This is a genomic window from Photobacterium minamisatsumaniensis, assembly GCF_050336695.1.
Taxonomy (GTDB): Bacteria; Pseudomonadota; Gammaproteobacteria; order Enterobacterales; family Vibrionaceae; genus Photobacterium; species Photobacterium minamisatsumaniensis.
In genome coordinates this window covers 19,464-41,933 of record NZ_JAKJSI010000037.1, presented here as the reverse complement: position 1 = coordinate 41,933, position 22,470 = coordinate 19,464, and the positions used below count along the sequence as shown (strand labels likewise).

23 protein-coding genes are annotated in these 22,470 nt (G+C 45.9%); 4 read left to right on the top strand and 19 right to left on the bottom strand.

Annotated elements, in window-relative coordinates; genetic code table 11:
- Positions 1–17: 17 nt before the first annotated feature.
- From atpA to L4D78_RS19500, 19 genes are all read right to left on the bottom strand, one after another.
- Positions 18–1,559 carry a F0F1 ATP synthase subunit alpha gene (gene atpA / locus L4D78_RS19590; protein WP_428468497.1) on the bottom strand — a complete coding sequence of 514 codons (1,542 nt, stop codon included), beginning with the start codon at positions 1,557–1,559 and terminating at the stop codon, positions 18–20.
- Between the two features lie 16 nt (positions 1,560–1,575).
- Positions 1,576–2,109, bottom strand: coding sequence for a F0F1 ATP synthase subunit delta (gene atpH, locus L4D78_RS19585; RefSeq protein WP_428468496.1), 534 nt, complete (start codon positions 2,107–2,109; stop codon positions 1,576–1,578).
- Between the two features lie 16 nt (positions 2,110–2,125).
- The gene (gene atpF, locus L4D78_RS19580) at positions 2,126–2,596 is read right to left on the bottom strand and encodes a F0F1 ATP synthase subunit B (protein WP_428468495.1); all 471 of its coding nucleotides are present in this window, start codon (positions 2,594–2,596) and stop codon (positions 2,126–2,128) included.
- Positions 2,597–2,644: 48 nt separating this feature from the next.
- Entirely contained in the window at positions 2,645–2,902 is a 258-nt protein-coding gene (gene atpE / locus L4D78_RS19575) for a F0F1 ATP synthase subunit C (protein WP_005372317.1), read from the bottom strand.
- Between the two features lie 67 nt (positions 2,903–2,969).
- On the bottom strand, positions 2,970–3,758 hold the full coding sequence (gene atpB, locus L4D78_RS19570) for a F0F1 ATP synthase subunit A (RefSeq protein ID WP_428468494.1): 789 nt from the start codon (positions 3,756–3,758) through the stop codon (positions 2,970–2,972).
- An 8-nt stretch (positions 3,759–3,766) separates the two neighbouring features.
- The gene (locus tag L4D78_RS19565) at positions 3,767–4,156 is read right to left on the bottom strand and encodes a F0F1 ATP synthase subunit I (protein ID WP_428458601.1); all 390 of its coding nucleotides are present in this window, start codon (positions 4,154–4,156) and stop codon (positions 3,767–3,769) included.
- Between the two features lie 178 nt (positions 4,157–4,334).
- A complete protein-coding gene (locus L4D78_RS19560) occupies positions 4,335–5,222 on the bottom strand; it encodes a ParB/RepB/Spo0J family partition protein (RefSeq protein WP_428468527.1) in 888 nt (295 codons plus the stop codon).
- A 15-nt stretch (positions 5,223–5,237) separates the two neighbouring features.
- Positions 5,238–6,032 carry a ParA family protein gene (locus L4D78_RS19555; RefSeq protein WP_428468493.1) on the bottom strand — a complete coding sequence of 265 codons (795 nt, stop codon included), beginning with the start codon at positions 6,030–6,032 and terminating at the stop codon, positions 5,238–5,240.
- A gap of 16 nt (positions 6,033–6,048) precedes the next feature.
- Positions 6,049–6,669, bottom strand: a complete 621-nt coding sequence (gene rsmG / locus L4D78_RS19550) for a 16S rRNA (guanine(527)-N(7))-methyltransferase RsmG (RefSeq protein ID WP_428468492.1) — start codon at positions 6,667–6,669, stop codon at positions 6,049–6,051.
- Between the two features lie 9 nt (positions 6,670–6,678).
- Positions 6,679–8,568, bottom strand: coding sequence for a tRNA uridine-5-carboxymethylaminomethyl(34) synthesis enzyme MnmG (mnmG, locus tag L4D78_RS19545; RefSeq protein ID WP_428468491.1), 1,890 nt, complete (start codon positions 8,566–8,568; stop codon positions 6,679–6,681).
- A gap of 428 nt (positions 8,569–8,996) precedes the next feature.
- Positions 8,997–9,443, bottom strand: a complete 447-nt coding sequence (mioC, locus tag L4D78_RS19540) for an FMN-binding protein MioC (protein ID WP_428468490.1) — start codon at positions 9,441–9,443, stop codon at positions 8,997–8,999.
- A gap of 173 nt (positions 9,444–9,616) precedes the next feature.
- Complete coding sequence (gene mnmE / locus L4D78_RS19535) at positions 9,617–10,984, bottom strand: tRNA uridine-5-carboxymethylaminomethyl(34) synthesis GTPase MnmE (RefSeq protein WP_428468489.1); 1,368 nt, start codon at positions 10,982–10,984, stop codon at positions 9,617–9,619.
- Between the two features lie 143 nt (positions 10,985–11,127).
- Positions 11,128–12,741, bottom strand: coding sequence for a membrane protein insertase YidC (gene yidC, locus L4D78_RS19530; protein ID WP_428468488.1), 1,614 nt, complete (start codon positions 12,739–12,741; stop codon positions 11,128–11,130).
- 2 nt (positions 12,742–12,743) lie between these two features.
- Complete coding sequence (yidD, locus tag L4D78_RS19525; RefSeq protein WP_428458608.1) at positions 12,744–13,001, bottom strand: membrane protein insertion efficiency factor YidD; 258 nt, start codon at positions 12,999–13,001, stop codon at positions 12,744–12,746.
- Entirely contained in the window at positions 12,968–13,324 is a 357-nt protein-coding gene (gene rnpA / locus L4D78_RS19520; protein ID WP_428468487.1) for a ribonuclease P protein component, read from the bottom strand. The genes yidD and rnpA overlap by 34 nt, the downstream gene beginning before the upstream one ends.
- Positions 13,325–13,336: 12 nt before the next feature.
- Positions 13,337–13,471: a 50S ribosomal protein L34 gene (gene rpmH, locus L4D78_RS19515; RefSeq protein WP_006233350.1), complete on the bottom strand. Its 135-nt coding sequence runs from the start codon at positions 13,469–13,471 to the stop codon at positions 13,337–13,339.
- A gap of 184 nt (positions 13,472–13,655) precedes the next feature.
- Positions 13,656–14,393, bottom strand: coding sequence for an amino acid ABC transporter ATP-binding protein (locus L4D78_RS19510; RefSeq protein WP_428468486.1), 738 nt, complete (start codon positions 14,391–14,393; stop codon positions 13,656–13,658).
- The gene (locus tag L4D78_RS19505) at positions 14,390–15,061 is read right to left on the bottom strand and encodes an amino acid ABC transporter permease (RefSeq protein ID WP_428468485.1); all 672 of its coding nucleotides are present in this window, start codon (positions 15,059–15,061) and stop codon (positions 14,390–14,392) included. The genes L4D78_RS19510 and L4D78_RS19505 overlap by 4 nt, the downstream gene beginning before the upstream one ends.
- 97 nt (positions 15,062–15,158) lie before the next feature.
- Positions 15,159–15,914, bottom strand: coding sequence for an amino acid ABC transporter substrate-binding protein (locus tag L4D78_RS19500; RefSeq protein WP_428468484.1), 756 nt, complete (start codon positions 15,912–15,914; stop codon positions 15,159–15,161).
- A 317-nt stretch (positions 15,915–16,231) separates the two neighbouring features.
- Here L4D78_RS19500 and dnaA point away from each other — a divergent pair, with 317 nt between their 5' ends.
- From dnaA to gyrB, 4 genes are read left to right on the top strand one after another with little or no spacing between them, the layout of a single operon-like run.
- Positions 16,232–17,641 (top strand): chromosomal replication initiator protein DnaA, encoded by a 1,410-nt coding sequence (gene dnaA, locus L4D78_RS19495; RefSeq protein ID WP_428468483.1) that lies wholly within the window; start codon positions 16,232–16,234, stop codon positions 17,639–17,641.
- 1 nt (position 17,642) lies between these two features.
- Positions 17,643–18,743, top strand: a complete 1,101-nt coding sequence (gene dnaN / locus L4D78_RS19490) for a DNA polymerase III subunit beta (RefSeq protein WP_428468482.1) — start codon at positions 17,643–17,645, stop codon at positions 18,741–18,743.
- A 2-nt stretch (positions 18,744–18,745) separates the two neighbouring features.
- Complete coding sequence (gene recF, locus L4D78_RS19485; RefSeq protein WP_428468481.1) at positions 18,746–19,825, top strand: DNA replication/repair protein RecF; 1,080 nt, start codon at positions 18,746–18,748, stop codon at positions 19,823–19,825.
- A 19-nt stretch (positions 19,826–19,844) separates the two neighbouring features.
- The gene (gene gyrB, locus L4D78_RS19480; RefSeq protein ID WP_428468480.1) at positions 19,845–22,259 is read left to right on the top strand and encodes a DNA topoisomerase (ATP-hydrolyzing) subunit B; all 2,415 of its coding nucleotides are present in this window, start codon (positions 19,845–19,847) and stop codon (positions 22,257–22,259) included.
- Positions 22,260–22,470: the final 211 nt, after the last annotated feature.

Below are 22,470 nucleotides of genomic sequence, written 5' to 3'. Positions count from 1 at the left end.
AAGCGACCACCAACCAATTACCAAGTCTGGGTCGCTTTGAAACCTTCAACCAGTTTTACAAACTGAGCTTCGATTTCACCGTTCCACGCACCCGTTTCATCAATCTGAGATACAAGCTCAGCAAATTGACCTTTGGCATATGAAAGCAACGCAGCTTCGAAATCAGCAAGCTTTGACAGCTCAACATCATTCAAATAACCTTTTTCCGCAGCAAAGATAACCACAGCCTGTTCAAATACAGACATCGGTGAATACTGCTTCTGCTTCATCAGTTCAGTTACTTTCTGACCATGATCAAGCTGTTTCTTCGTTGCTTCATCAAGGTCCGACGAGAACTGAGCAAATGCTGCTAGTTCACGGTACTGTGCAAGGGCAGTACGAATACCACCTGACAGTTTCTTGATGACTTTAGTCTGAGCTGCACCACCAACACGTGATACCGAGATACCTGGATCAACCGCTGGACGAATACCTGCATTGAACAGTTCCGTCTGTAAGAAGATCTGGCCATCGGTAATCGAGATAACGTTGGTTGGTACGAATGCAGATACGTCACCAGCTTGCGTTTCGATGATAGGAAGCGCAGTCAGTGAACCTGTTTGACCTTTCACTTTACCATTCGTGAACTTTTCTACGTAGTGCTCACTTACGCGAGATGCACGCTCTAGAAGACGAGAGTGTAAGTAGAAAACATCACCAGGGAATGCTTCACGGCCTGGTGGACGCTTAAGCAATAGTGAAATCTGACGGTACGCAACAGCCTGCTTAGACAGGTCATCGTATACAATCAACGCATCTTCACCACGGTCACGGAAGTATTCACCCATTGCACAACCTGCGTATGGCGCAAGGTATTGCAATGCTGCCGATTCAGAAGCTGAAGCAACAACGATAATGGTGTTTTCCAGTGCGCCGTGTTCTTCCAGCTTACGTACCACGTTTGCGATAGTAGAAGCTTTCTGACCGATAGCGACATAAACAGAGTAAATACCAGAGTTTTTCTGGTTGATGATGGCATCGATCGCCATTGCGGTTTTACCCGTTTGGCGGTCACCGATGATCAGCTCACGCTGGCCACGGCCGATTGGGATCATCGAGTCAACTGCTTTGTAGCCAGTCTGAACTGGCTGATCAACAGATTTACGGTCGATAACACCCGGTGCAATCACTTCAACAGGAGAGAATGTCTCTGTTTCGATTGGACCTTTACCATCAATTGGCTCGCCTAGTGTATTCACTACGCGGCCTAAAAGTGCAGGGCCTACTGGTACTTCAAGAATTCGACCAGTACCCGTTACTTTCATGCCTTCCTGAAGGTTAGCATATGGGCCCATTACAACAGCACCAACCGAGTCTCGCTCAAGGTTAAGTGCTAGTGCATAACGGCCACCAGGTAATTCAATCATTTCACCTTGCATTACATCTGCAAGGCCATGGATACGAATGATGCCATCGCTTACCGATACGATAGTACCTTCGTTACGAGCTTCACTAACAACGTTGAAGTTTTCAATACGTTGTTTGATCAGTTCGCTAATTTCCGTGGAATTAAGTTGCATGCTCCAATTCCCCAAATCAAGACTGCAAAGTATCGCTCAGGCGGTCTAACTTGCCGCGTACTGAGTTATCGATGACTAAGTCTCCAGCTCTAATTACAACCCCAGCTATCAGGGTCTCGTCTACACTGCAATTCAGCTTCACCTTACGATCAAGGCGCTTTGCCAGCTTCGTGCTAATTGCGTCAAGTTGACTATCATCAAGGGCAACCGCAGAGGTCACCTCAGCATCGATAGTTTTTTCATGCTCACTTTTCAGTAACATGAACCCGTCGCATACCGCAGGAAGGGCTTTCAAGCGTCCATTTTCAGCCATCACCTTTAATAGGTTCTGACCGAATTCGTTGAGTTGCTCGCCACACACCGAAACAAAAATTTCAGTGAGCTTATCCGCAGCGTAACCACTATCCAGGATGTCCTGAACCGTTTCGTTATTCGCTACTTCGGCAGCAAAGGTAAGCATTTCAGCCCATTGGACTAGCTCACCTTGCTCAACCGCAAGATCAAAAGCTGCTTTAGCGTAGGGGCGTGCGATAGTAGTCATATCCGACATGTGCTTGCCCCTTTAATTACAGTTCTGCAGTGACTTTGTTAAGAAGATCTGCATGGGCGTCTTTATCAATCGAACGCTCAATAATCTTCTCAGCACCAATCACGGCCAGAGTTGCAACTTGTTTTCTTAATTCATCGCGAGCGCGGTTACGATCTGCTTCAATCTCAGCAAGGCCTTGAGTCAGAATTTTGTCACGCTCAGCGAGGGCTTCAGCCTTCGCTTCATCGACGATTTGAGCTTTACGCTTGTTAGCTTGCTCAATAATCTCAGTTGCAGTGCGTTTTGCTTCTTTCAGTTGATCAGAAGCATTTGCCTGCGCTAGGTTCAGGTCTTTAGCAGCGCGATCTGCCGCTGCTAAACCGTCAGCAATTTTCTTCTGACGTTCTTCAATCGCTTCCATGATTGGTGGCCATACATATTTCATGCAGAACACGACAAACATAAAGAAGGCAATTGCCTGACCCAGCAAGGTTGCATTCATATTCACAACGCATCTCCTTAAAAAGGGTTGCTATGGGTCCAATCGTTTATTCTATTAACCAGCTAGTTGGCCAACGAATGGGTTTGCGAATGTGAATAGTAGAGCGATTACGATACCGATCATTGGAACCGCATCAAGCAGACCCGCAATGATGAACATCTTAACTTGCAGCATTGGTGCCATTTCAGGCTGACGAGCAGCACCTTCAAGGAATTTACCACCTAGAAGTGCGAAGCCGATCGCTGTACCAAGGGAAGCAAGACCTACAATGATGCCCACGGCAATTGCAGAAAAGCTTAGTAAAGTTTCCATCACTATCTCCAGTTTATAGTTGTCGGCTAAAGTGCCAGTAAAAATTAAAAATATTTACAAATAATCGTTAATGATTGTCTTCATGTGCCTGAGACAGGTACACAATAGTCAACATCATAAACACGAATGCTTGAATTGTAATGACTAGGACGTGGAAAATTGCCCACGGTACCGAGCCTAGCCATTGTGCCCACCACGGCATCAATGCCGCGATTAGGATAAACACCACCTCACCTGCGAACATGTTACCGAACAAACGCATCCCCAGTGAAATCGGCTTCGCAAGTAGCGAAACAATTTCAAGAAGCAGGTTGAACGGAATCATAACCGGGTGATTGAACGGGTGAAGAGCCAGTTCTTTAGCAAAACCGCCAAGACCTTTCACTTTGATGCTGTAGTAGATCATCAATGCGAACACGCCTAACGCCATTGCCATGGTGATGTTAACATCTGCAGTTGGTACAACCTTAAGATAAGGAATACCTAAACCATGTTCTGCGGCATACGGAAGAAAATCAATTGGCACTAAGTCCATGACGTTCATCAGCAAGATCCAGCAAAAAATAGTCAATGCCAAGGGAGCGATGAGTGGGTTGCGGCCATGAAAGGTATCTTTAACGTTGCTATCAACGAATTCAACCACCATTTCCACAAAACACTGTAGCTTACTTGGAACCCCTGATGTCGCCTTTTTCGCTACTGAACGGAATAGCCACAAGAAGGCCATACCCGTAAGAGCAGAGAAAAACAGGCTATCTATATGCACCGTCCAGAAGCCACCATCACCCACTGACAAATTGGTCAGGTGGTGAGTAATGTAACCTGACGGCGTTAGCGCTTCACCTGGCGCAGCCATAACTCATCCTATTTGTTGTTGTTAATGAATAAAACCGGCCCAAAGATATTAATTCCAAGAGCCAGCAAATAGGTCAGTTTGAGGGGAACAAGTTCCACCTCTATATACAGGTAAACAAAGGCAAATAGGATGACTGTGATGAGTATCTTTAATACTTCACCACCAAAGAAGGATGCCATTACTAGTCGTGCCTTACGGGCACCACTAAATAAAAAGGCACAGGCTGCAAATGCAGTGTTGGCAATTACAAAAATGCCACCACCGATCAAAGCCGAGATTCCCCAGTCAACGCTGACAGCAAAGACTGCCATGATTGCCGTTATCAACACGACGCCAGATTGTAGCAAGAGTAACCGCTTCGCCAATTGGCGTCCTGGCTTAACTAGCGCCGATACCATGTATTCGTTCCTCGAGTCCTTTCCACTGCACATACGACGTGCTGGGATAACTGCGAAAATTATACGGCTCATTAGATTGAATGCAATCTAATCGCAGCAAAAAAAACTGTTATATTTTACAACACAATAACCTGATCACGTCATTGTAATTTTTGCAACAAAATATGCACGTTCTACGTCACATTTTATGCTCAAGCATTGCAATAAGTTGCTCTAACTTGTTGGCTTGATCAAAGCTGATAACGATCTTTCCTTTACCGCTTTTTTGTTGATTAATCGCCACTTGGGTGCCAAAACGCTCAGATAGCTGATTTTCTACCGCTTCAAGTTGTACATTAACTGGTGCAACTTTGGGCTCAGGAGAGGGGGCTAACATCTTTTTTACCAAACGTTCAGCATCACGAACGGTTAACATTTTAGTTACGATAATTTGAGCAGCTTCTAACTGCAACTCTTCAGGCAATGCGAGTAACGCACGGGCATGTCCCATATCGAGCAATTTCTGTTCAACCATTCGCTTAACCGGTGCCTCAAGCTGATTCAAACGCAGTAGGTTTGAAACTGCAGCCCGTGACTTACCAACCGCTTCGGCGACTTGCTGATGAGTAAGCGAGAACTCATTTTGCAGCCTTTCTAATGCTTGTGCTTCTTCGATGGCATTAAGATCTTCACGCTGAATGTTTTCAATCAGTGCTATTGCGACAGTAGCTCTGTCGTTCACATTCTTAATGATACAAGGCACTTTCTGAAGCCCTGCTTGACGCGATGCACGCCACCGGCGCTCGCCAGCGATGATTTCATACTGCTGCGCTGCGACTTCACGCACCACAATTGGCTGAATGACACCTTGTGCACGAATCGACTCAGCCAACTCAGCCAATGCCTCATCAGACATATCTTTTCGAGGCTGGTAGCGACCTGGCTGCAGCTGACCGATGGCTAATTCTTGTAATGCGCCATCAGCAGATAATGTTTGTGCCTGTTCGGCTTTATCTTGTTTTGCTTGTGCAACAGAGCTTGTTGCTAACAATGCATCAAGGCCTTTACCTAGGCCTCGTTTATTCATGTTCATGGTTGACCCTTACGCGTCGACCGTGCCGGCCTGTTGTGCCAGCTCGTCACGACGAATGATTTCACCCGCCAAAGCTAAATAAGCCTTAGCACCACTGGAGTATTTGTCGTAATACATCGCAGGACGACCGTGACTTGGCGCTTCAGCCAAGCGAACATTACGCGGGATCACGGTACGGTAGACTTTATCGCCAAAGTGTTTCTTTAATTGCTGAGACACTTCATTGGCCAGTCGATTACGCGGATCATACATCGTACGTAATAAACCTTCGATTTTTAAGTCACTGTTGACGACCGCGGTGAGTTTACTGATGGTGTCCATCAATGCCGTGAGTCCCTCCAATGCAAAGTATTCACATTGCATTGGAACAAGAACAGAATCTGACGCTGTCATAGCATTGATTGTAAGAAGGTTTAATGCGGGAGGACAATCAATAAAGATGAAATCATAGTTATCACGAACTGCCGCTAAGGCATTTCGCAACCGCACTTCACGCGCAAACACTTCCATCAGCTTGATTTCAGCTGCCGTTACATCACCATTGGCAGCTATCAAATGATAGCTCCCCGTGGTCTCTGTTATAACGACATCATTAAATGGGGTCTCTTCGACAAGAAGATCATATGCCGTGGCATCAACTTGGTACTTATCAACACCACTCGCCATCGTGGCATTCCCTTGTGGATCCAGATCGATGACCAGAACCCGACGCTGTGTCGCAGCCAATGATGCTGCCAAGTTAACACACGTTGTGGTTTTACCCACGCCTCCCTTTTGGTTGGCTACTGCAATGACTCTTCCCACAAAAAAACCTCATCCTTTAAGCCTTTGCTTCCAAGACTACTAGATGACGCTCACCATCTAACTCTGGAACTTGCAAAGATATGACTTCTGTCACAGAACACCATTCAGGCAATTCTGCCACTTCTTGTTGATTAAATTGCCCTTTCAAAGCAAGAAAGTGCCCTTCTTTCGCTGGCAGGTGATGACACCACGATACCATATCATTCATCGACGCAAAGGCACGGCTCAAGACCACATCAAAGCCAACCTCTGGCTGGAATTCTTCAACACGGCTCTGTACTGGCGTTACGTTATTAATCTTCAGTTCGTGGATCACTTGGCGAATGAAGCGGATACGTTTACCCAAGCTATCAAGCAGGGTAAACGATTTATCTGGATTCATTATCGCCAATGGAACACCAGGCAAACCAGGGCCCGTTCCGACATCAATAAACCGCTCACCCTGAAGGTGAGGGCTTACCATTATACTATCCATAATATGTTTCACTAACATCTCTTGCGGATCACGAACTGATGTTAAGTTATACGCTTTATTCCATTTATGTAGCATGGATACATAACCCACTAACAGATCAATTTGCTGTTCGGTGACAGTTAGATCGGTTTGTGCAATTAATTGAGTTAGACGTTGTTTCATAGATGACTCCTATTCGCCTCTTTTCAGCATGCCGTGTTTTTTCAAGTACACCAGTAACAATGAGATTGCGGCTGGTGTGATACCTGAAATACGTGATGCCATACCAACAGTTTCAGGCTTCGCCTCATTCAGCTTGCTGATCACTTCGTTCGATAACCCTTTGACTAGGCTGTAATCTAACTCGAACGGTAGTTTGGTTTTTTCATGACGTAAGGATTTTTCAACTTCGTCTTTCTGGCGATCGATATAGCCTTGGTACTTCACCTGGGTCTCAACCTGTTCGCTCGCTTGAGTATCGTCATGAGCAGGGCCAAACATATCGATATTTGTTAGTTGTTCATAGGTCACTTCAGGGCGACGCAATAAATCCTCACCGCTGGCTTCTCGCGCTATTGGTGTTTTTAAGATTGCGTTAACGTCTGCGACACGTTCTGAGGTTGGCGTGATCCATAACCCTTTCAGGCGCTGGCGCTCTTGTTCCATATTTTCAATTTTTTGATTAAAGCGAGCCCAACGCTCATCATCAACCAAGCCAAATTCACGGCCAGCTTCCGTTAAACGCAAATCAGCATTGTCTTCACGTAATAACAAACGGTACTCCGCGCGCGACGTAAACATGCGGTACGGTTCTTTTGTACCCATGGTTGATAGATCATCAATCAATACGCCCATGTAAGCCTGATCACGGCGAGGGCTCCAGCCCTCTTTGCCTTGTGACTGCAGTGCCGCATTCATACCCGCTAATAGGCCTTGTGCCGCCGCTTCCTCGTAACCTGTTGTACCGTTAATCTGACCGGCAAAGAACAAACCATCAATAAATTTCGTTTCAAAGGTTTGTTTCAAATCGCGTGGGTCGAAGAAATCATACTCAATGGCATAACCTGGGCGAACAATCGCCGCATTCTCAAACCCCTGCATTGAACGTACAATTTGTATCTGTACATCAAAGGGCAGGCTTGTTGAGATTCCATTAGGGTACAACTCATGTGTTGTGAGTCCTTCCGGCTCGATAAAGATTTGGTGACTGTTTTTATCGGCAAAACGCATCACTTTATCTTCGATCGACGGACAATAGCGTGGGCCGATCCCTTCGATCACACCAGAATACATTGGGCTACGATCCAAATTATTTCGGATCACATCATGTGTTTTCTCATTGGTATGCGTAATAAAACACGGTACTTGGCGCGGATGATCTGATGCTTTACCCATAAATGAGAAAAGCGGCGTCGGGTTATCACCGTGCTGTACCTGTAACTGGCTAAAGTCCACAGTACGTGCATCAATGCGTGGTGGTGTTCCCGTTTTTAAACGATCAACACGAAATGGCAATTCACGCAAACGCGAAGCCAGTGCAATTGATGGTGGATCACCCGCACGGCCACCGTGATAGTTTTCTAAACCAATATGAATTTTCCCGCCAAGGAAAGTACCTACCGTTAATACGACTGTTTTTGCCCGAAACTTAAGACCCATTTCGGTTACCACACCCACAGCACGCTCATTTTCAACAATCAAATCATCAACAGATTGCTGAAATAACATCAGGTTAGGTTGGTTTTCCAGTTTTTCACGTACCGCAGCTTTGTACAATGCGCGGTCGGCTTGAGCTCGAGTGGCGCGAACTGCAGGCCCTTTCGAGGAATTTAAGGTACGAAATTGAATTCCGCCCTTATCAATTGCCTGGGCCATTAAACCACCCAGGGCATCAACTTCTTTAACCAGGTGTCCTTTCCCGATCCCGCCGATTGCTGGGTTACAAGACATCTGTCCCAGTGTATCGATGTTGTGCGTTAGCAATAGGGTTTTTTGTCCCATACGAGCAGCTGCCAATGCAGCTTCTGTGCCTGCATGACCGCCACCTACGACGATGACATCAAAATTGTCCTGGTAAAACATGAAACTACCTCGGGTAATCAAAATTGCCAGTGGGTTATCTTTGAGCAAAGGAGGTGCATTCTATCCTGTTTCGTGAAAAGAAAGAATCTTTCCTGAAGATCATTTGATCATCGAAAGTGAGCTTCTTAAATATATATAAGATCTTTTAAAGAGATCTTCTATTAGATCTATTATATAGATCGCCCGATCGTGTGGATAACCGATATTTGATCCTAATGATCATGATGTTATAGAGGATCAATTGCTGTGGAGTAGCATGGATCAACATAAGGATTAGCTGGGATCAAAATGGCTACTTATCAACAGGGGGCTTAAGCCACTAAAGTTATTAAATGGATAACTATGGGTTGATCACCGTTTAGATCTATAGTTATCCACAGAAAAAAGTTTTAAATTACCTCACTTTTGGGGTAATTATTGACCTTTTTTTATCCACAAAGTGATGTTTTCCAGGTTTGAAGCCATGCTTCTGCGGGATCTTCCGGGATTGGATCTTGTGAAACATCGATGTCTAACCGCTCCCCAAGGCGTATTCCACCGAGTGATTTTAGCAATTGATCGACACTTTTTGCGGCTGCACAGAAGGTGTCATAATTGCTATCACCGAGGCCAATAACGCCATATTGAAGATCGTTAAGTCTTGGTTGCTGGGCTTCCAGTTGTTGTACAAATGGCTGGAAATTATCTGGGTATTCTCCTGCGCCATGGGTTGAACAAACGATTAGCCAAATACCTTGCATATTTAATGCTGACAGCTCGGCTTGATTGACGATATCGGTGCTGTGGCCATCTTGTTCGAGTAGATCTGAGAGGTGATCGGCAACGTATTCGGCCCCACCAAGGGTGCTGCCTGTAATAAGCGTGATATGGCTCATAATATCTCTATAGGTTGGAGTAAAAGGGTTATAGAGGGATTGTACTGCTTGTGGCGTGAGAGAAAAACGTTAAAAAATGCGGGGATGTATCTAGGACATAAGGAGGGGGAAAGAGTCCACAGCACAAAAAACAGGCGTTTGTGCTGTGGGCAGGATCGTGTTGCTGGGATCGCTTACTTGCCGATGCAGAACGACGTGAAGATCCGACCAAGAAGATCGTCGGAAGAGAATTCCCCCGTGATCTCACTTAGGTGCTGTTGAGCTAAACGTAATTCTTCAGCAAGGATCTCACCGGCCATGTAGCCTTCGAGCTGCTCTTTACCGATTTGTAAGTGGCTAGCGGCTTGTTCTAAGGCTTCTAGATGACGGCGGCGAGCCATAAAGCCTCCCTCTGTCGTTCCAGAGAAGCCCATGCACTCTTTAAGGTGCTCACGTAGGTTATCAACACCATCGCCTGTACGGGCTGATAGGCGTATTAGGGTGGGATTATTAACATGGCAGATACCAGCATCTTCGCCTGTTAACTCAACCTTGTTGCGGATCACCGTAATACCAAGGTTCTTTGGTAGGCGTTCGACAAAGTCAGGCCAAATTTCGGCGGGATCGGTGGCATCTGTAGTGGTTCCGTCAACCATGAACAATACCCGATCTGCGTGTTCAATTTCTTCCCACGCCCGTTCTATCCCGATACGCTCTACTTCGTCTGAGGCTTCACGTAGGCCTGCGGTATCAATAATATGCAGTGGCATACCATCAATGTGGATATGTTCGCGCAAGACATCTCTGGTTGTCCCTGCAATGTCGGTAACAATGGCGGAATCTTTGCCGGATAGGGCGTTCAATAGGCTTGATTTACCAGCGTTAGGGCGGCCGGCGATGACCACTTTCATGCCTTCGCGCATGATTGCACCTTGGTTGGCTTCACGTCTTACGGCTTCTAGCCGGTCAATAATGCCATACAGATCACCGGTAACTTTACCATCGGACAAGAAATCAATTTCTTCTTCAGGAAAATCAATGGCGGCTTCAACGTAGATCCGCAAGTGGATAAGGGCTTCAACCAGTTCATTGATACGAGTCGAAAACGCGCCCTGAAGCGATTTAAAGGCACTTTTAGCGGCTTCTTCTGAACTAGCATCGATTAGGTCTGCAATCGCCTCAGCTTGCGCGAGATCGAGCTTATCGTTCATAAATGCACGCTCGGAGAACTCGCCAGGGCGGGCTGCACGGATACCAGTGATTTTCAGGATACGTTTAATCATCATATCCATAAGCACGGGGCCGCCATGGCCTTGAAGTTCGAGTACATCTTCACCCGTGAAGGAGTTAGGCCCTTTGAAAAACAAGGCGATGCCTTGATCAAGCGACGTACCATCTTCATTTTTAAAGGGTAAGTATTCTGCGTAGCGTGTTTTGAGCTCACGGCCTGCAACAGCAAGCGCCACTTCCTTGGCCTGTGGGCCTGAAACGCGGATGATGCCAACACCCCCACGTCCTGGCGGTGTTGCTTGGGCAACAATGGTATCTGTATGTTCGATCATAATTTTGGCTTAGCTTGGTAAATACGCTGCAATTGTAAACAGACTAGCTGTGAATGCCCAGTGGTAGCAAACTGTAGCAGGTAATTAAGAGAAATAAAAAAGGCGACCAACAGGTCGCCTTTTCTCATTGTTGGGCTACAAACTTATTTAGAATGTAGGCCTTTCTTCTCCAACGAGCGGTAAATCAACGTCTGCTGGATAAGCGTTACGACGTTAGATACTAGCCAGTAAAGAACTAGACCTGATGGGAAGAACAGGAAGAAGAAGGTAAACATCACCGGCATGAAGGTCATGATCTTCTGCTGCATAGGGTCAGTGACGGTTGTCGGGCTCATTTTTTGGATCATGAACATACTTGCACCCATCAGAAGAGGAAGTACGTAGTACGGGTCCTGTGCTGATAAGTCAGTGATCCAACCAAAGAATGGCGTATGACGTAGTTCAACCGATTCCATTAGCGCCCAGTAAAGCGAGATGAAAATAGGCATCTGTAGCAAGATTGGTAGACAGCCACCCAGTGGGTTCACTTTCTCTTTCTTGTACAGCTCCATCATTTCTTGGCTCATACGCTGGCGGTCATCGCCTAAACGCTCACGCATTGCAGTCAGCTGAGGCTGAAGCATGCGCATTTTTGCCATTGATGTGTATTGTGCTTTCGTTAGTGGGTACATAGCACCACGAACGATGAAGGTTAGCACAATGATTGCTAGACCCCAGTTAATCACAATACCCTGAATGAATGACAGCAAGCTGTGTAGCGGGCTGGCAATAAACCATAACCAACCATAGTCTACAGTTAGGTTCAGGTTAGGTGCGGTTGCTGCCATCTGGTCTTGAAGCTTAGGACCAACCCATAGTGTCGCTGTTAGTGTTTGCTCACTACCCGGTGCAATCGTTGTTGCTGGCATACGAACACCGATGTAGCCTTGACCATTGCTGGTACGGGTGTACAGGTTCGTTACATCATCAGTACGCGGGATCCAAGCTGACACGAAGTAGTGCTGCATCATTGCAGCCCAACCTTGATTAGCGATAGACAGGTTCAAATTTTTGTCCTGCATATCATCAAAGCTGTATTTTTTGTATTTCACGCTGTCTGCTGAGTATGCGCCACCACGGTAGGTCGGCATCGTCAGGCTACCGCCGTCATCCATCAGGTCCTGCTTTAGCTGTGCGTACATTTGTACGTTTGCTGCTGCGTCTGATTGGTTGTTAATGCTGTATTCAACATCAACGGCATAGTTGCCGCGTTTTAGGATGAATGTCTTCACGTAAGTGATGCCGTTTTCTTCATACGTCATCGGTACACGAATTTCATCCGAACCGTCAGCGAGGGTGAAGTTGTCACCGTCTACTGTTAGCTGTGCACGACCTGCAGCAGTATCGATACCTTGAGCACCGATCAGACCTGATTGAGCCGTAAAGCTGTGGCCAGGTTCATTTTTTAGCAATAAGAATGGGTCTTCCGACTCCATTTCGTTATCGTAAGCAAGTAGTTTAGCTTCGAGAATATCGCCACCAAGCGTATCGACAGTTAGCGCCAGTACATCTGTATTGATGGTGATTAGGTTGTTGGAAGTGTTTTGGTCAGTAATTGGCTGGCCATCACTTGTATGTGAAGGAACATCACCACTGTTTAATTGTTGCTCTACACCCTGGCTTTGAGGCTGAGGGTTGCTGTCAGTATTCCACTGTTGAAAAAGCAGAAAAGAGACAAACAGTAGGGCAATTAACAGAATATTGCGTTGGGAATCCATCGTTAATGATCTCTGTCGTTATGCTTGGTTGGCGGAACGGGGTCATAACCACCGTCGTTTAAAGGATGACATCTTAATAGACGTTTCGCTGCGAACCAACCACCTTTTATCGCTCCATGCGCTTTTATTGCTTCAATTGCGTACTGAGAACATGTAGGGGTAAAGCGACAACGAGGCCCAATAAGCGGACTTATTGCCAGTTGGTAAAAGCGGACTAGTCCTAAGACTAGCCACGCGAAGGGCGAGACAGGCGATGCCATAATTTATCTAGCAACTTAAAAAGTTCTTCATTGCTCAACTCATTGGCACTTTTCTTGGCAATCACAACAAAATCTTTGGCTGGCAGATCGGCTTGCTTTAGACGAAAGCTTTCACGCGTGATGCGTTTAAACCTATTACGGTCAGGAGCAGTTTTGATCTGTTTTTTGGGAACAGCTAAGCCAAGACGAGGATGGTCAAGGTCGTTGGAACGAGCAAGAATGGTTAAATGAGGAGAGCCAGCACGATGAGCTTGCTGGAAGACTTTTTTATAATCTTCGGGAGTTAACAGACGTAACTCCCGAGAAAAAGCGAACTTATTCAAAATAATCAAAGATTACTTAGAAAGACGCTTACGGCCTTTAGCGCGACGAGCGTTGATTGTAGCGCGGCCGTTTTTAGTAGCCATGCGTGCACGGAAACCGTGGCTACGCTTGCGCTTTAGAACAGAAGGTTGAAAAGTGCGTTTCATGGGTTTTACCTTAAATTAACTGATCAGTTTTTAAGTTTGCTTGAGTTTCCGACTGTGAACAATCGGCGCCTCTAAAGCAAAGAGGCGGAATTGTAATCACTGACCCTTAAATAGTCAATAATTATACCAACAGTAAACTGTGGGCGCTGAATTATACTTCCTATACGGAAGAGTGCAAGGATCCTTAGCGGATCCCGACCTTATTTAGGAATTTTTTTAATCGTGGATCCTGAGCATGGTAAAAGATCTGTTCTGGCGTGCCTTGTTCAACGAACTCTCCATCCGCCATAAAGATCACTCTATCTGCCACTTCGCGAGCAAATTGCATCTCATGCGTGACCACCAGCATGGTTTGATGACGGGTGGCTAATTTTTGCATTAATTGAAGGACTTCACCGACCCACTCAGGATCGAGAGCCGATGTCGGTTCGTCGAAAAGTAGCAAATCAGCATCGAGTGCCATGGCGCGACCGATACCAACACGTTGCTGCTGTCCACCAGATAATGCGGCAGGGTAGTGATCCCCTTTATCGCCAAGGCCAATATCATCGAGGATCTGTTGCGCGCGTTGATGAGCGTCTGCTTTTTTCCATTTTTTGACTGTAATTAACCCTTCTGCGATATTTTGCCTAGCTGTAAGATGGGAAAATAGCGCATAATTTTGAAACACGAAGCCTGTTTTTCGGCGCAGAGCAAGCACATCATTGGGTGTTGCTTGCTGGGTGTTAACAGAGACATCCCCTAGTGTTATATGACCTTCATTCGCCGTTTCTAGGAAGTTGACACATCGTAATAGGGTTGACTTTCCGGTGCCTGATGGGCCGATAACCACCACGATCTCGCCTTTACTTATGGATAAATCCAAGCCTGAAAAAATGGTTGTTTCGCCAAAGCGTTTGGTGAGTTTTTCAATTTTTATCATCGTGTATAGGCCTTATTGAGTTTTACTTCTGCCCAATTTTGAACGCGGGTGAGAATGACCACCATGCCCCAATAAATCAGAGCGACAGCCATGAAGGCTTCGAAAAATTTAAAGCTCGATGATGCTTCCATTTGTGCGACTGCCATGATTTCTGCTACCCCAAGGGTGAAGGCCAGTGAGGTGGATTTGATCATATCAATGAAATAATTCATCAATGATGGCAAGGCGACACGCGTTGCCTGAGGCAGAATAATGCGGCGCATAGCCTGTAGCTCAGTCATGCCGATGGATAAACTGGCTTCACGCTGGCTACGATCAATACCAATGATTGCCGCACGAATACTTTCAGCCTTATAAGCGGCGAAATGCAGACTCAGGCCAATGACAGAAGCGGAAAAGGCATCCAAGCCAACAAAGACAGGAAAGACTTGCGGTAAACCGTAGTACAGCAAAAAGAGCTGAACAAGAAGAGGGGTGCCTCGGAAAAAGCTGATATAGAGCTGGCTCAGTTGGTCGAAGACGGGTATCCGGTAAACTCGCACGAGTGCCAGCACCAAGGCAATAATAAGGGAAAAGAGTAAACCCCAAAATGCCATTCCCAACGTGGTACCGAGATAGTTAAATAATATCGGTAGCAGTGAGATCATATAATCAAAATCAAAACCCATAACGGATACATCTTCTGTGAGTGATTAGTGTGATAAAGCGCGAAAGACCCACCTTGCGGTGAGCCTTTAAGTATATGAAGGAATTTGTAGGGTCGTATTACTGGGTAATATCGGCCTCAAACCACTTGATTGAAATATCTTTGAGCGTGCCATCATCGCGCATCGCATCGAGTGCCTGATTGACGTCATTACGCAGCTTTTCGCCCTTGTCACCTTTGACAAACGGCCATGCGTTTTCGATTTTCTCGAAAGGTTCGCCAGCTAATTGAAGCGGCAAGTTGGCTTTTTTGATTAACTCAAGCGAGGATAGGCGATCCATAACAAAGGCATCGGTACGGCCTAGGGCAACATCATGCTCAATCCCAGCATCGTAGGTCTTGATATTGATTTGGCTGCTATTGTCCAGCTGGCGCAGTAGCTGCTCGTAATTTGAACCAAGGTTTACCCCAACCGTTTTATCCGCCAGATCTGCAGTACTGGTAATTTTGTCATTGCCTTTACGTACAACGAGTTGAGCACCATCAATCACATAAGGTTGTGAGAATAGATACTTAGCCTGACGTTCATCCGTCATTGTTATCTGATTCGAGATAGTGTCGATACGGCCGGTTTCTAGTAAACCGAATAAGCCCGAAAAGCTCGCCGTCACAAATTCAACATTATAATCGTTACGTTTCGCGATTTCATTCCACAGATCGACTTCAAAACCTTGTAGTTGATCTTGCTTCACAAAGGTAAAAGGGAAGTAGCGTCCTGACATACCCACTTTCACATCAGTCGCGGCCATTACGCTCTGGCTTGCAGCAAGTGTAAAGGCGACGGCCGTAAATGTTGTTTTTACCCAGCTTTTCATCCTGTTTACTCCTCAGGTTGCTGTAACGATATGCTGTTTTAAACATCCTATCTGGTTATATAAGGTTTATTTAAATAACTTGGAGTCATTTAAAATAACTTTTAGTTAGGTGAAGTGACTAAAAGCTATTAGTGATGTTCATAAAATTGTGGGTAATACGGGGGGAATTTGTGCTGATCTCAAGGTTTTCTGTGCGATCCATGTGAATAAGTCTGATCTTATTCATCGGATCTGCGATCTCTTTGCTGGCGCTTCAGGTCTATGAGGTATAAAATTGCATCCCTTTTTGTGTTTAGTTATTCAGTGTGGAGTCGAGCTTGTCATCTTCGCTTTGGTTGCAGTGCCTTCAACGCCTTCAAGAAGAACTCCCTGCAACAGAATTTAGTATGTGGCTTCGACCTCTTCAGGCCGAGCTTAACGATAATACGTTGACCTTGTTTGCACCGAACCGTTTTGTGCTTGATTGGGTTAGGGATAAGTACCTTAATAACATCAACCGCTTGTTAAACGAGTTTTGCGGCAATGATGTTCCGATCCTGCGTTTTGAAGTCGGCAGCTTACCTGTGTCTGCTCCACCAGTTCCGAAACCGATAGCGCCGACGAGAGTGATAGAGCCTGTTGCTCCGCTTATTATTGAAGACGCACCGTCACGTACGTGGGAACCGGCGCCATCACCTGTGCAGCCTGAATCGCAATCGACGGGTTACCGTTCGAATGTTAATCCTAAGCACAACTTCAACAACTTCGTTGAAGGTAAGTCGAACCAGTTAGGTCTTGCTGCGTGTCGTCAGGTGGCGGATAACCCAGGAGCTGCTTATAACCCCTTGTTTCTCTATGGTGGAACAGGCTTGGGTAAAACGCACTTGTTGCATGCCGTCGGTAATGCCATCGCCGATCGAAAGCCAAATGCAAAAGTGGTGTACATGCACTCTGAACGGTTTGTTCAGGACATGGTTAAAGCCCTGCAGAATAATGCCATTGAAGAGTTTAAGCGTTATTACCGCAGTGTTGATGCGCTACTGATCGATGACATTCAATTTTTTGCCAATAAAGAACGCTCGCAAGAAGAGTTCTTCCATACCTTTAATGCGCTACTTGAAGGCAATCAGCAAATTATTTTGACCTCAGACCGCTACCCAAGAGAGATCAATGGCGTAGAAGATCGCCTTAAATCTCGTTTTGGCTGGGGACTGACCGTGGCAATTGAGCCGCCTGAGTTGGAAACCCGCGTTGCGATCCTGATGAAAAAAGCGGAAAACCATAATATTCGCCTTGCCGACGAAGTGGCGTTTTTTATTGCGAAGCGCTTACGTTCAAATGTGCGTGAGTTAGAAGGGGCATTAAACCGCGTGATCGCGAATGCCAACTTTACTGGGCGTGCGATTACCATTGATTTTGTGCGTGAGGCATTACGCGATTTGCTCGCGCTTCAAGAAAAATTGGTCACGATTGATAATATTCAAAAGACCGTGGCTGAATACTATAAAATAAAAATGGCAGATATGCTGTCTAAGCGGCGTTCACGTTCCGTTGCTCGTCCTCGTCAAATGGCGATGGCATTGGCCAAAGAGCTAACCAACCACAGCTTACCTGAAATTGGTGATGCATTTGGTGGCCGAGACCATACAACGGTACTTCATGCCTGCCGGAAAATAGTACAGCTACGTGAAGAAAGCCATGATATCAAAGAAGATTACTCTAACCTGATAAGAACACTGTCATCATAATATGAAATTTACTGTTGCACGCGAACATTTATTAAAACCGCTACAGCAAGTTGCTGGTGCGCTAGGTAGCCGCCCATCATTGCCAATTCTTGGCAATATTTTGTTGCAGGTTGAAGATGGTTGTCTGTCGATGACAGGGACCGACTTGGAAGTTGAACTGATTGCTAAATTGGCGCTTGAAGCTGATTTTGAGCCAGGTTCAATCACCGTACCTTCTCGTAAGTTTCTTGATATCTGTCGAGGCTTACCCGATACCGCGAATATTGCCGTGATCCTTGAAGGTGATCGAGTGATTATCCGCTCAGGTCGTAGCCGATACTCTTTATCATGTTTACCAGCGGTTGATTTTCCGAATATTGAAGATTGGCAGAGCGACGTTGAAGTTACCTTACCACAAGGCCAAATGCGTCAGCTTATTGATAGCACCCAGTTCTCAATGGCACATCAAGATGTGCGCTATTACCTCAATGGCATGTTGTTTGAGACGGATGAAAAGCGTCTCCGCTCTGTGGCGACAGATGGTCACCGCATGGCGGTATGTGCCATTGAACTCGAGCAGGAATTACCATCAAAGCAGATCATCGTTCCGCGTAAAGGGGTGATGGAGCTCATGCGTTTGCTCGACAGCCCTGAGTCTCCGGTTACGATTCAGATCGGTCAGTCGAATATTCGTGCTGCGGTCAACAACTATGTCTTCACCTCGAAGTTGGTTGATGGACGTTTTCCGGATTACCGTCGCGTCATGCCGCAAAATAGCAACAAGTTTGTCGAAGCAAGCTGTGATGAATTGCGTAAAGCATTCTCTCGTGCCGCTATCTTGTCGAATGAAAAATTCCGTGGTGTGCGTGTAAACCTATCTAACGGTGAACTGCGCATTACCGCTAACAACCCAGAGCAAGAAGAAGCTGAAGAGTTCTTGGATGTTGATTATGAAGGCGAAGCCTTGGAAATCGGATTCAATGTTAGCTATGTGCTGGATGTGCTTAATACCCTGAAGTGTGATCAGGTACGTTGGTCATTATCAGATGCCAATGCCAGTGCGTTACTGGAAGACAGTGCAAATGGTGATGCCATGTATGTGGTGATGCCTATCAGGCTGTAGGAATGGCACTTACTCGTCTTATTGTAAAAGACTTCCGTAATATTGAAGCTTGCGACCTATTGTTGTCGGCAAGCTTTAATTTTCTTGTGGGAGCGAATGGCAGTGGCAAAACCAGCGTACTGGAGGCCATTCACTTTCTTGGTCATGGTCGTTCATTTCGTAGTCACTTAACTGGCCGAGTGATCCGTCATGAACAACAAGAGTTGTTCGTGCATGGCCGTCTTCAGTCTGAATCTGCGTTTGAATTGCCGGTTGGCATCAATAAGAAACGTGATGGAACAACAGAGCTTAAAATTGGCGGAGAGACAAGCCAAAAGCTTGCACAGCTTGCACGTATTCTACCGCTACAGTTAATCACTCCTGAAGGGTTTGAACTATTAATTGGTGGCCCTAAATACCGCCGATCATTCATTGATTGGGGCGTGTTTCATGTGGAACCTCAATTTTATCACGCTTGGAGCAGGGTAAAGCGATTAACGAAGCAGCGTAATGCCTTACTCAAAACAGCAACAAGCTACCGAGAGTTGAGCTACTGGGATCAAGAGCTGGCCGTCTTGTCTGAAAGCATTAGCCAGTGGCGTAGTGATTATCTGGATGCGGTAAAACAGAAAGCGAATGAAATCTGCCAAAGCTTTCTACCTGAATTTGATATCCAACTCGGCTATTACCGTGGTTGGGAGAAAGAAACCCCCTATGCTGAGCTGCTCCAACGTAATTTTGAACGTGACAGTCAGCTAGGTTATACCGTAGGCGGCCCTCATAAAGCCGACTTACGGATGAAAGTTGCCGGAACACCTGTTGAAGATGTGTTGTCCAGAGGTCAGCTAAAGCTGATGATGTGTGCATTACGATTAGCACAAGGGCTGCATTTATCGGAAACGACTGGCAAGCAGTGTATATATTTAATTGATGATTTTGCTTCCGAGCTGGATAGCCATCGGCGTGCGCTGTTAGCGCAACGGTTAAAGGAAACCAACGCCCAGGTATTCATTAGTGCCATTAGCGCTGAACAAATAGCGGAAATGCATGATGAAAATGGCAAGATGTTTCATGTGGAACACGGTAAAATAACCGCAGGATAATTTAAGCGAGAGTAACTCAATGTCCAACAACTACGATTCATCAAGTATTAAGGTACTAAAAGGCCTTGATGCGGTACGTAAGCGCCCAGGGATGTACATTGGCGATACCGATGACGGTACAGGCTTGCACCACATGGTCTTTGAGGTTGTCGATAACTCAATCGATGAAGCTCTTGCTGGCCACTGTGAAGATATTATTGTCACCATTCATGAAGACGACTCGGTATCGGTAAGCGATGACGGTCGTGGTATTCCAACAGAATTACACCCAGAAGAAGGCGTGTCAGCTGCTGAAGTTATCATGACAGTACTTCACGCTGGTGGTAAATTCGATGATAACTCTTACAAAGTCTCTGGCGGCCTTCACGGTGTAGGTGTTTCAGTTGTTAACGCCTTGTCTGAAAAAGTCGAGCTAACGATTCAGCGTCAAGGTTCTATCTACCAACAAACGTATAAGCATGGTGAGCCTCAGGCACCGCTAGGTGTAACTGGTGAAACAGAAACAACGGGCACCATGATTCGCTTTTGGCCAAGTGAAGAAACGTTCACCAATATTGAATTCCATTATGAAATTCTAGCTAAGCGCCTACGTGAGTTGTCTTTCCTTAACTCTGGCGTTTCAATCAAATTGATTGATGAGCGTGAAGAAGGCAAGCAAGACCACTTCATGTATGAAGGTGGTATTCAAGCTTTCGTTGCGCACCTTAACCGTAATAAAACACCGATCCACTCTAAAGTCTTCCACTTTAACCTAGAGCGTGAAGACGGCATTGCCGTTGAAGTTGCGATGCAATGGAACGATGGCTTCCAAGAAAACATCTACTGTTTTACCAATAACATTCCACAGCGAGATGGTGGTAGTCACCTTGCTGGCTTCCGTGGCGCATTGACGCGTACTTTGAATAACTTCATGGATAAAGAAGGCTTTTCAAAGAAAGCGAAAACGGCAACATCGGGCGATGATGCACGTGAAGGCCTAACAGCTGTTGTATCGGTAAAAGTGCCGGATCCTAAGTTCTCGAGCCAAACCAAAGATAAATTGGTATCAAGCGAAGTAAAACCTGCGGTTGAATCAACCATGGGTGAGAAGCTGAGCGAGTTCCTACTGGAAAACCCAAGCGAAGCGAAGATTGTTTGTTCTAAGATTATCGATGCATCTCGTGCGCGTGAAGCGGCACGTAAAGCCCGTGAGATGACACGCCGTAAAGGTGCGCTTGATCTTGCTGGCCTACCGGGCAAACTGGCCGATTGCCAGGAAAAAGATCCTGCACTTTCTGAACTATACATAGTGGAAGGGGACTCTGCTGGCGGCTCAGCCAAGCAGGGGCGTAACCGTAAGAATCAGGCAATCCTTCCGCTTAAAGGTAAAATCCTTAACGTAGAAAAAGCGCGTTTCGACAAGATGCTATCTTCCCAAGAAGTAGCAACCCTTATTACGGCAATGGGCTGTGGTATTGGCCGTGACGAATACAACCCGGATAAATTGCGTTACCACAACATCATCATCATGACCGATGCCGATGTCGATGGTTCGCACATCCGTACGCTACTGTTGACCTTCTTCTACCGTCAAATGCCAGAGCTTATCGAGCGTGGCCATATTTATATTGCTCAACCGCCACTGTATAAAGTGAAGAAAGGTAAACAAGAGCAATACATCCAAGATGATGACGGTATGGTTCAATACCAAGTTGCACTGGCATTGGATAATGCGGCATTGTTTACCTCTGAAGATGCACCTGCAATTTCTGGTGAAGCATTGGAAACTTTGGTTAAGCAGTTTAATAGTGCTGGTAAGCTAGTGGAGCGAATGAGCCGCCGTTACCCAACATTGCTATTGAATGAGTTAATTTATCAACCACGCTTAGGTGTTGATGCGTTAACTGAGCAATCTGTTGTTAATGCATGGACAGCATCATTAGTTGCCGCATTGAATGCGAAGCAATCTGGTGAAAGCCAATATAACCATGAAGTTCTTCATGATGAAGAGAATAACCAATGGTTACCGAAGGTTGTTGTACGTACCCACGGTGTTGACTATGAGTACCCATTGAGTGCTGATTTACTTAACTCGAAAGAATACAGCAAATTAGCCGACCTTTCTGAAGCACTACATGAGCTACTTGATGAGACTGCTTATGTCCAACGTGGTGAACGAAAGCAGCCAGTATCAAGCTTTAAAGAGGCACTTGATTGGTTGATTAAAGAATCTCGTCGTGGTGTATATCTTCAGCGTTACAAAGGTCTAGGTGAGATGAACCCAGAGCAACTTTGGGAAACCACCATGGATCCTGAGTCACGCCGTATGATGCTAGTAACCATTAATGATGCTGTAGCGGCAGATGAATTGTTCACGACATTAATGGGCGATCAAGTTGAGCCTCGCCGTAACTTCATTGAAGCGAACGCCCTAAACGCGAACCTTGATGTTTAGTGTTATCGCACACTAGTTAGTTGTAAAAACGCCGCATTGATTGCGGCGTTTTTTTATCTTTTTTTTATGCTGGGGGTTGGAAAGCGAAATCATCAGCCTTATATCTATTTATGAAGAGCAGGGTGCCGAATTACGGGCCGGCGATGGTCTTGTCCTACAGAGGAAAGCCACTTCAACTTAAATTGTTATTAATGTATTGCTTCATAAGAAG